The organism is Paraglaciecola sp. (assembly GCF_051252315.1).
Lineage (GTDB): Bacteria > Pseudomonadota > Gammaproteobacteria > Enterobacterales > Alteromonadaceae > Paraglaciecola.
Map to the genome: position 1 here is coordinate 19,099 of NZ_JBPOFP010000061.1, position 9,293 is coordinate 28,391.

Consider the following 9,293-nt stretch of genomic DNA (forward strand, 5'->3'; position numbering starts at 1 on the left):
TTCTAAAAGGACATTACACTTTTCTGGATTATGTCATGGGTTGTATAGTTATGCAATTAAAGTGAATAAATATTTAAGTTGAGGGTTATGCTAAATTTATCTTTTATAGATCTCTATAAATCTATCATTAAGATCCCGTCTATCAGTGCATCTGAAGATAAATTTGATCAGACAAATAAGCCCTTAATTGACCTGTTATCGGGTTTGTTTTCAGAGTGTGGTTTTGAAATAACTATTCAAAAAGTACCAAGAACTCGCAATAAATATAATATGTTGGCAAAAATAGGCAGCGGCGAAGGAGGTCTATTATTAACTGGACACTCTGACACGGTTCCATTCGACCAAGGTCGTTGGCAAACAGATCCTTTTGATTTAACCGAAAAAGACCATAAATTATTCGGCTTAGGCAGCTGTGACATGAAGGGGTTTTTTGCTTTTATCCTAGAAGCGATTAAAACGATTCCACTTAATAAACTACAAAAGCCTTTATACATATTGGCCACTGCTGATGAAGAAACCTCTATGGCAGGAGCAAGGTTTTTTGCCACCCAAGAATTAATTAAACCGGACATGGCAATAATTGGTGAACCAACCGAATTAGTGCCTATTTTTAAACATAAAGGGCATTTGGCACAGAGTTTAAACATACAAGGTAAGACAGGACATTCTAGTGATCCTGATAAAGGCGTGAATGCAATTGAAGTCATGTATCAAGCCATTGGGCAATTGATGGATCTACAAAATCAGTTAAGGAACAATTATCAGGACAGGGACTTTAGTGTCCCTCAGGCCACCATGAATTTAGGCCACATTCAAGGAGGGGATGGCGAAAACCGGATATGCAGTCATTGCAAATTAAATTTTGATTTACGCGCTACACCTGATTTGTCTGACGTGGAAGCTCAAGCCTTAATTGAAGAAACATTAGCCCCTGTATATGCCAAATACCCTAACCGTTTAAGCTTAGATTTAATGTATCCAACCGTGCCAGCATTTGAATGTAAAAATGAACATAAAATATTAGATTTGGCTGAAAAGTTAACAGGTAAGAAGTATGCAAGTGCTAACTATGCAACCGAAGCTCCCTTTATCAACAAACTGGGGTGCGATACTATAGTGTTAGGCCCTGGCAGTATCAATCAAGCGCATCAACCCGATGAGTTTATGTCTTTAGATTATGTTAATCCTACTATTAATGTCATTCAGCAGATGATCAAACATGTATGTTATTAAAGCAGTACCTGGTGTGTATTCCTTGGTTAGCATAATTCGCAAAACCTAATGTAAGTTTAATGTAAATAGTTAACAATCTTCTTTGTTGCTCGTCTAAAAATATGCTAAAAATGTGCTCTAAATTTTTTATATATAAGATTAGGCGTGCGAAAGTGAAACTTTCTAAAGAAAAAATTATCACTATTTTGGGTGCGGCATTGTTTTCTTCGAGTGCTTTTGCTCAACCTCAACAACCAAATGTTTTGTGGATCATTACTGATGATCACCGACCAGATTCAATTCAAGCTTATAATCAAGCAACCACTGGAAAATCCGAAAGTGGTTTAGGTTATGTGTCTTCTCCTAACATTGATAAATTGGCGAGTGAAGGGGTTTTATATACTAAAGCTTATAACCAAGCTCCAGCGTGTGGAACTTCTAGAACGTCAATGCACTCTGGTCGTTACCCTTTTAGAGTGGGCAAATATGCTTGGGAGCATGTACATCAAGAAGCTGATTTCATGAGCCCCGCTGTTTCAGTGAGTATGCGTGATGCTGGGTATGGCACTGCCATTATCGGAAAAACTCACCACGGAATAAGTGAAAAATATAAAACTAAGAGTACTATTTTTGATCTAGAGATTGAGTTTAATCGTGACTTCTTTAGAAATGGTTTAGGGGGATTATATTCTACCGGAGCCTACGGCTTAAAAGACGGTGTGTTATTACGTCGAGACTCTACAGAAACCGTTATGTATGCTGACGGTACAAAGAAAACCTATGTTTTGTCTAAAGCAGACAGGCAACTTAATGCAAAAGAGCAGGCAGTAAAAGATAGTGTAGAACAAGAGTTTGATATTCTACGTGCGTACACCCGAATCAATAAAGGACTGATTTTAGGGGGCGTTAACCCGCAACCTGCTGACAAAACTGTTGATGCTTATATCACCAAAGAATTTGTTAACTATTTAGAAAACTCAGATAAAACCTATACCACTTCTTGGGGCAAAAAACTAAAAGGGGCTGATAGTGACAAACCTGTGTTTATTAACTTAGGTTACCACTTACCGCACACACCGGTTTTACCTCCAAAAGAATTTCGTGATCAGTTCAAGAATAAAACCTATAAATTACCAAAATTTGATAGTGAAGAATTAGCGACCTTTGTGCCTCAGCAAATGCAGATTTACAACGAGTCTAAAACTGATGGGATGAAGCCCGAAGATAAACAACAAGCAATCCGTGATTATTATGCCTTTACCGCCTTTGGTGATTCATTAATTGGAGAAGCAGTTGACGCCTTCAAAAAGTACTCAAAGGAACAAGGCCGTGAATATTTAATTGTATTCACTGTTGGAGACCATGGGTGGCATTTGGGGGAACAAGGCGTCATGGCTAAGTTTGGATCTTGGAAAGAGTCATTAAATGGTGCGGTCATTGTTGTTTCTTCAGACAAGAAAAAATATCCCGCTGGCAAAGTAGTCGACAGCTTAGTTGAATACGTTGATTTTGCTCCTACTTTGATGGCCGCTGCTGGAATCGATGTCGAACAAAAACAATATGATTATTTAGACGGCGTAAATTTAGACAAAGTCACCAATGATCCAAATTTTAAGCGAGATTATATTTTAGGTGAAATGAACTTGGTTTCTGGGCATCGAGCCTTTTTGAGAGGCAAGGATTTTGCATTTTCTATGCGTACACGAGACAAAAGAACGGTCGCTGAGTCTCCTTATCTAAATGACAATATTACTTGGGCATTAACCGCTCATCCGTTAAAAGTAGATATGGCTTTATATGACTTGCGAAAAGACCCTCTTGAGCGCAACAACGTAGCTTATACCCACGAATACCTGGCTTTGTCTGAGTGGTTCCGTAAGAAGTTGGGAAATATTGTGCTGGGTGACGGTAGAGTGGAAATGGATTGGTCGACAAAAAATAGTTATAACATTAGTAATTTTGCTGCGGGTTCAGACGATAAAAAGTTAGATGTTCCAGCTGAATTAATTCCAGATACTGATTTATCTTTATTACAGCGCCCTAACTATTGATTGGCTCGAAAATAAACTAGGGTGTATTGCTCTTTGCTGCAAAACTATATAGCAAAGATAAACCGCTCTTAACACAAGTAAAACGTATTCTTTAAAGCAGGAACAATATTGTTTCTGCTTTTTTTGTAATTGTTAGGTTAGTTGGTATGATTTGATTAATTATTTAATAGAGTATTCAATTTATGCAAAAAACAATTGCCTTGGTCGCCCATGACCATAAAAAGCCCGACTTAATTCAATGGTCACTTGCTCATAAAGCAGAGCTTAGTAAACATAAGTTAGTGGCAACTGGCACCACAGGTGGTTTATTGCAAAAAGAATTAAATTTGGACGTGCATAGATTTAAGAGTGGTCCTTTAGGCGGAGATCAACAAATCGGTGCGTTAATTTGTGAGTTGAAGTTAGATTGTCTTATCTTTTTTTGGGACCCCCTTAATCCAGCCCCCCACGACCCTGACGTAAAAGCGTTATTGAGATTGTGTTCAGTTTGGAATTTACCCGTGGCCTGTACTACCGCAACAGCCGACATGATTATCACATCACCTTTATTTATTGGTGATGGCTATCAACGAGCGATTCCTGATTTTTGATCAATAATCTAAGTTGAAAAGGGCATCGAGTTTTAAACGTATCTTGGTATCTTTCGCTACCTAAATATCATTATAGTGCGAGCAAGGCTTGCTGATTTAAACCTAATTGTAAATGAGGCACTTAGTCAGGCTGATACAGCTTAATACATTTGCGCTACTTATTGATACCAAGTTTTTCTATGAGTAGAATTTGGGATGTTCTAGACTGCAAAATCATTTTTTATCAGTATGAGCGGTGGAACAGTGTCTAGAATAGTAAAATTTTGTTATCAAGTAATGGCTTGTGTAACATCAAAACCTAGTGTGTATTTGCTTACCATCTTATTGTTACTAGGTCCTAGTGCTTTTGCTCAGGAAAGTACTTATGCCCAGAAAAAGCCTAAAGATACGAAAGAACATATAGAGCGGATCGCCGTATCAGGACAACATGCTGATATGGCCCTACGTGCGTTTAATTCTGGTGATTATTCTTTGGCTGAAATTGAGTTTAAAGAAAATGCTGATTGTGCTCTCCGGGCAGAAATGAATCAGGCAGACTATTTAGAATCCTTTCAAACTGGCCAGGCTAATCAGCTTGCTCAGGCAGAATCTGAGTCAGCACGCATAGGCACCAACCCCAGTACGGTTAATGTAAATATTAATACTAACGTTACTTATACTCCGTCTTCAGGAGTTACCCAACAAAAACTTATCGTTCGGGAACGTACCTGTGAAAATCGTGGGTTTCAAATTTATATGACAGGTATGTCGCAAATTCAATTGGGTCGGTCAGATGAAGCTGAAGTCAATTTAGAACAGGCCATTAAGATCGATAAATATCTATATGATGCTCATTATCGTTTAGGCTTAATGAAATTATTACGTCAGGATAAAGAAGGGGTGAGTAAACATTTGTCTGGCATAGAATCTGCGTTAGATAGGTGTCATAACTGTGATTTTCGTCATAAAATTGAATCTAGAATGAAGTTTTTAAAACACGCATTAGATGGGAAAATCAAACTGAATTAATCAAAGTTTGGTTCTTGGAAAGAATCACTAAACGGCGCGGTGATTGTGATGTCTTCTAATAAGAAAATATTCCCTGCCGGTAAAGTCGTTAATAAATTGGTCGAGTATGTCGACTTTGCTCCGACTATGATGGTCGCAACAGCCGACATGATTATCACACCACCTTTATTTATTGGTGATGATTATCATAGATATATTCCAGACTTCTAATTGAAAAAAGTTCCCCTAACAAATGAAAAGAGGAATCTTTATTCGACCTAACTGGAGTGTTAGAAATTATCCCTTAGTTTTTGTTATCCAATTATCAACTATGCGTTCTAGTAGACTGAGTGGAACTGCGCCACCGCCTAAAATCGTATCGTGAAAACCTCTAATGTCGAACTTATCACCCAAAGCTAACTTAGCTTTTTCTCTTAGTTCCAATATTTTGATCATACCGATTTTGTAACCTGTAGCCTGACCTGGCAATACGAAGTAACGTCTAACCTCTGCTAATATTGCACCTTCAGAAATTGGCGAGTTTTGCCTAAAATAATCAATCGCTTGTTGTTCTGTCCAACCTTTAGAATGAATACCTGTATCCACCACCAATCTAATTGCTCGCCACATTTCGCTAACCAGACGGCCAAATCTTGAATAAGGCGAGTTATAAGCGCCCATTTCTTGGGCTAGTAATTCTGAATATAAAGCCCAGCCCTCCACATAGCTAGTGAAACTAAGCTGAGTGCGAAAATTGGGCACACCTTCAAGTTCCTGGGCTATAGATATCTGCATATGATGGCCTGGGTTACCTTCATGATATGCGATGGCTTCCATTTCATTTTTAGGCATAGCGCTCATATCTAATAGATGTGCGTAATAAACGCCATCACGAGATCCGTCTGGAGATCCTTTTGCATAATGCTGCGGTGCGCCAGCTTGTTCACGAAAAGCTTCAACACGTTTTACTACTAAATTGGCTTTAGGTAATAGCCCAAAATACTCAGGCAATTTTTTGTGAATATAATCTAGGTAGGCCGTTGAATCATCAATATATCCTTGACGACCTTGGTCTGTATTCGGATAGTAAAATTGTTGGTTATTAACATCACTTTTTATATACGCAAAAAATTCTTGTAGGCTACCTGTAAATTTCACTGATGATTTAATTTCTTGCATTAGGCCTAAAATTCGAGCCACTTCCTTTAAGCCAGTTTGATGAATTTCATCTGCTGCTAGATCCGTAGTCGTGTAGTTTTGTAGCTTGGCATTATAGAAAGCTTGTCCGTTTGGTAGTGCACCTGCACCTTTGGCTTGTTCTGATACATTTCTCCTATCTAGAGTAAACCAGGTAATTAAATCTTGATAAGCTGTTTTAAAATCACCAGTTAAGGCTTTTTGGGTTTCTGCTTCTAAGCTAGTGGCTTGTTGACCATCAATTTTATTGTTATCAAGTAAATCTTTTATTTTACTTTTTGCATCTGCGAACATTGGAGAATCTTGTGCGCTTTGATCAAACGGTTGACCTTTTATTAGGTTACTCGATTGTTCAATAATACTGTCGTAAGCGAAGTAGGGTGGGCGTGTACCTTGTTTAGCATTAAGTTTTGCTCGTTCTAATAAATTACTAATTGCTACCGATAATCCGCCTATTCTTTTTATGTAGGCCTGCATATCAGACAATTCGTCTACTTTATGGTAATTGATCACAAAATTAGGCAGAGAGGTATGATTGCCCATCATTTGGGTCAGAATGTATTTATTGGTGCGAAACGGTACTAATGCTTTTGCTGCTTCGTATTGGTATACCCATAAATCATAGGAAATTTTTACGTCTTCAGATAATAATTCGTAGTTAAATGAGCGTTTTAATTCAGCCACACTATCGGCTTGCCACTTTAATTTCTGGTCTACTTCGGCTTCACTATAATCATTAAATTCGTCATACCTCTCTTTACGACCCAGTCTAGTGAGTTTCATAGGAGACAACATTAGTTCTTCTTCGTATTTTCGGTCAAACCATTGATTGAGACGTTCGCTTTCAGATTGAGCTACTATTTGGCTTGAGGTGGCTGCTGGAATGGGGGGATTTGCTTTGTTTTCTTTATTTGCCTGGCCACAAGCACTTAATACCAACATTGTAAGAATACTGAGGATTTTATTCATAATGCTCCCTATTTTGCTTTTATTTATTAATGTGTTTTTAACCAGAATAAGTTAAAAACCGGATAAAAGAAAATATAAGAAATTGGACTCAGTATTTAATGGGATAGGCATAAAGGTATTACCTATAAAAAAACGCCAGTGTGGCTGGCGTTTCTTATATTAGTTAAATAAACCTTATTCGATTAGGCGTTTTTCCGGTGTTGTTGTTTGCCTGCTTTACCTGCCTTGCCTTTATGGCCTTTATTACCTTTAGCCATTTTCATGCGACGTTGCATTTTTTGTGCTTTTTCCTGCTGCTCTTCCGTTAATACATTCCATATTTGGTGTTTGGTTTTGGCCTCTAGTATCGCTTTGGCTAAAAAGTCAGCTTGGTGTGTTTGATGTAAACTGGCCCAAGCGTCTGCGCTAAATTCTGCACTGTGAATCAACGTGCGTTCAGCTTGTTTAAACGCTTTTAAATTGGCTTTTAGTTCACCGGCACTTTCTTTTGTTTGAGTTTTGATGCTTGCAAGTTGAGTTTTCTGTGCTTCATCTAAACCTAGTCGTTTTGCCATTTTACGCTTTTGGCTTTTAGGGCCTTTACTTCCTTTTTTACGTTTACCAGCGCCTTCCTCGGCTTTCGCTTTATGCTCAGCAATAATGTTGGCAAATTGAGTTTGTTGCTCTGTGGTTAATAGGTTCCAAACGGCGTGCTTATTTTGTGCCTGACGTAAGCCTGCATTGGCACGTTGCTCTTGTTTGCTGGTTAGTAATGCTTCAATTGCATCTTGATCAAAATCTTCAGCATGTATTAAAGCGGCTAACTCTTGTCTGAAACTTTTCACATCTTCACGTGAGACATTTTGATCGCCACGGGCTTGTTGCATTATTTGTTTAATATCTTGTTTTTGAGTATCTGTGATATCCAATTTAGATAGAATTCTTTTCATCTGATGTTGACGTTGGCCTTGTTCAGGTTTCGCGAACGTCTGCGCTGCAAACACGAGAGATGAACAAACAGCTAGTGTGGTGACAAATTTGTTAAGCTTGAACATATTGGTGTCCTTTAAAGTTGGTTAAATTGTTCAGATATATTCTGAACATGGGAAAGAAGTTTAACTGCTACAATGCAAAGAAACGCAAAGAGTATGTAAAGCTTTTGTAAAGAGCAATATTGGTGGTTAAAGACTTGGGTTATATTGCTAGATATTGAAAGTGAGATACGTTGAAGTTGAATACGTATTAATACCAGAGGTAAAGAAAATGACAGAAAAACATTTGTTGCTAATAGATGATGATACGGAGTTCACTGAATTGTTGACTCAATATTTAGAGCCTCAAGGTTATATAATTGATGTGGCTAATGACGGTGAAGAAGGATTAAACAAAGCCACCTCTAGTAATCATTATGATTTAATTTTATTAGATGTCATGTTACCTAAACTAGATGGCTTTGAAGTATTAAAAAGACTGAGAACGAGTCACTTAACTCCTGTTCTTATGTTGACGGCTAAGGGAGATGATTACGACAAAATATTAGGCTTAGAAATGGGAGCTGATGACTACTTGGCAAAACCCTTTAATCATAGAGAATTGTCTGCGCGTATTAAGGCGTTAGTTCGACGTATGGCTATGTTGCCGAGCAATAGTGCACAGCAAAACCTTAAAATGGGGGATGTAGAATTATCGCCTTCTACGCAGCAAGTGCGTTGTACTGGAGAGTTATTAGAACTAACAGGTACGGAGTTTTCTGTGTTGCAGTTACTTATGATTAATCAAGGAAAGTTAGTCAGTAAACAAGATATTAGTGAAAAAGTATTGGGAAGAAAACTTGCTGCATTTGATCGTAGTATTGATATGCATGTGAGTAATTTACGTAAAAAATTAGCCAACTATAGTCCTGAAGAAAAAATAAAGACCCTACGTGGAGCGGGTTATCAATATTTGGTTTCATCATGTCATTAACACGTATTAATCCCGCCCGAAGTTTATTTGTTAGGGTATTTTTATGGTTTTGGTTAGCCACTTTTATCATTTTTTTGACATCAATTTGGTTGGTACAACAACTGGATTCAGGCGTTAAATACCGCCCCTTAAAGCCAAATCATGCAAAAAATTTACGTCAGGTCGCGCGAAAATTTCAATTTCAGATAGATAAACATAACGTTGACTTGAATAAGTACGCGTTTCAAATGAGTAAGCGAAATCGTTTTTGGTTGGTTTTAGTTGATACTGAAGCTAATAAAGTGATATTTGGTTTAACCAAAGAGCAAGTAAAAACTCGTCAATTACTAGAACAGTTTGACCC

The 9,293-nt window shown here is 37.8% G+C and carries 8 protein-coding genes and 1 pseudogene; 7 read left to right on the plus strand and 2 right to left on the minus strand.

Going from position 1 to position 9,293, the window contains the following annotated elements; all coding sequences use genetic code 11:
* Positions 1–87: 87 nt before the first annotated feature.
* From argE to ACSHXM_RS12975, 5 genes are all read left to right on the plus strand, one after another.
* On the plus strand, positions 88–1,233 hold the full coding sequence (gene argE, locus ACSHXM_RS12955) for an acetylornithine deacetylase (protein WP_435689192.1): 1,146 nt from the start codon (positions 88–90) through the stop codon (positions 1,231–1,233).
* Between the two features lie 152 nt (positions 1,234–1,385).
* A complete protein-coding gene (locus ACSHXM_RS12960; RefSeq protein WP_435689193.1) occupies positions 1,386–3,263 on the plus strand; it encodes a sulfatase-like hydrolase/transferase in 1,878 nt (625 codons plus the stop codon).
* 182 nt (positions 3,264–3,445) lie between these two features.
* Positions 3,446–3,853 (plus strand): methylglyoxal synthase, encoded by a 408-nt coding sequence (locus ACSHXM_RS12965; RefSeq protein WP_435689194.1) that lies wholly within the window; start codon positions 3,446–3,448, stop codon positions 3,851–3,853.
* A 243-nt stretch (positions 3,854–4,096) separates the two neighbouring features.
* Positions 4,097–4,861, plus strand: a complete 765-nt coding sequence (locus ACSHXM_RS12970) for a tetratricopeptide repeat protein (protein WP_435689195.1) — start codon at positions 4,097–4,099, stop codon at positions 4,859–4,861.
* A gap of 48 nt (positions 4,862–4,909) precedes the next feature.
* Complete coding sequence (locus ACSHXM_RS12975; protein ID WP_435689196.1) at positions 4,910–5,071, plus strand: hypothetical protein; 162 nt, start codon at positions 4,910–4,912, stop codon at positions 5,069–5,071.
* Between the two features lie 66 nt (positions 5,072–5,137).
* Here ACSHXM_RS12975 and ACSHXM_RS12980 read toward each other — a convergent pair whose 3' ends face one another.
* Together ACSHXM_RS12980 and ACSHXM_RS12985 are read right to left on the minus strand one after the other, a co-directional pair.
* A complete protein-coding gene (locus tag ACSHXM_RS12980) occupies positions 5,138–7,006 on the minus strand; it encodes a DUF885 domain-containing protein (RefSeq protein ID WP_435689197.1) in 1,869 nt (622 codons plus the stop codon).
* 182 nt (positions 7,007–7,188) lie between these two features.
* Positions 7,189–8,040: a Spy/CpxP family protein refolding chaperone gene (locus tag ACSHXM_RS12985; protein ID WP_435689198.1), complete on the minus strand. Its 852-nt coding sequence runs from the start codon at positions 8,038–8,040 to the stop codon at positions 7,189–7,191.
* A gap of 208 nt (positions 8,041–8,248) precedes the next feature.
* Between ACSHXM_RS12985 and ACSHXM_RS12990 the strand changes: the two genes are divergently transcribed.
* Complete coding sequence (locus tag ACSHXM_RS12990) at positions 8,249–8,950, plus strand: response regulator transcription factor (protein ID WP_435689199.1); 702 nt, start codon at positions 8,249–8,251, stop codon at positions 8,948–8,950.
* Positions 8,941–9,293, plus strand: a pseudogene (locus ACSHXM_RS12995) (ATP-binding protein); the annotation flags it as partial. The gene ACSHXM_RS12990 and the pseudogene ACSHXM_RS12995, both read left to right, overlap by 10 nt.

Bases quoted from the DNA above. Each gene is read 5' to 3' on its own strand.
- argE (WP_435689192.1), top strand. From the start codon at position 88: ATGCTAAATTTATCTTTTATAGATCTCTATAAATCTATCATTAAGATC.
- ACSHXM_RS12965 (WP_435689194.1), top strand. From the start codon at position 3,446: ATGCAAAAAACAATTGCCTTGGTCGCCCATGACCATAAAAAGCCCGAC.
- ACSHXM_RS12975 (WP_435689196.1), top strand. From the start codon at position 4,910: ATGTCTTCTAATAAGAAAATATTCCCTGCCGGTAAAGTCGTTAATAAA.
- ACSHXM_RS12980 (WP_435689197.1), bottom strand. From the start codon at position 7,006: ATGAATAAAATCCTCAGTATTCTTACAATGTTGGTATTAAGTGCTTGT.
- ACSHXM_RS12990 (WP_435689199.1), top strand. From the start codon at position 8,249: ATGACAGAAAAACATTTGTTGCTAATAGATGATGATACGGAGTTCACT.
- ACSHXM_RS12985 (WP_435689198.1), bottom strand. From the start codon at position 8,040: ATGTTCAAGCTTAACAAATTTGTCACCACACTAGCTGTTTGTTCATCT.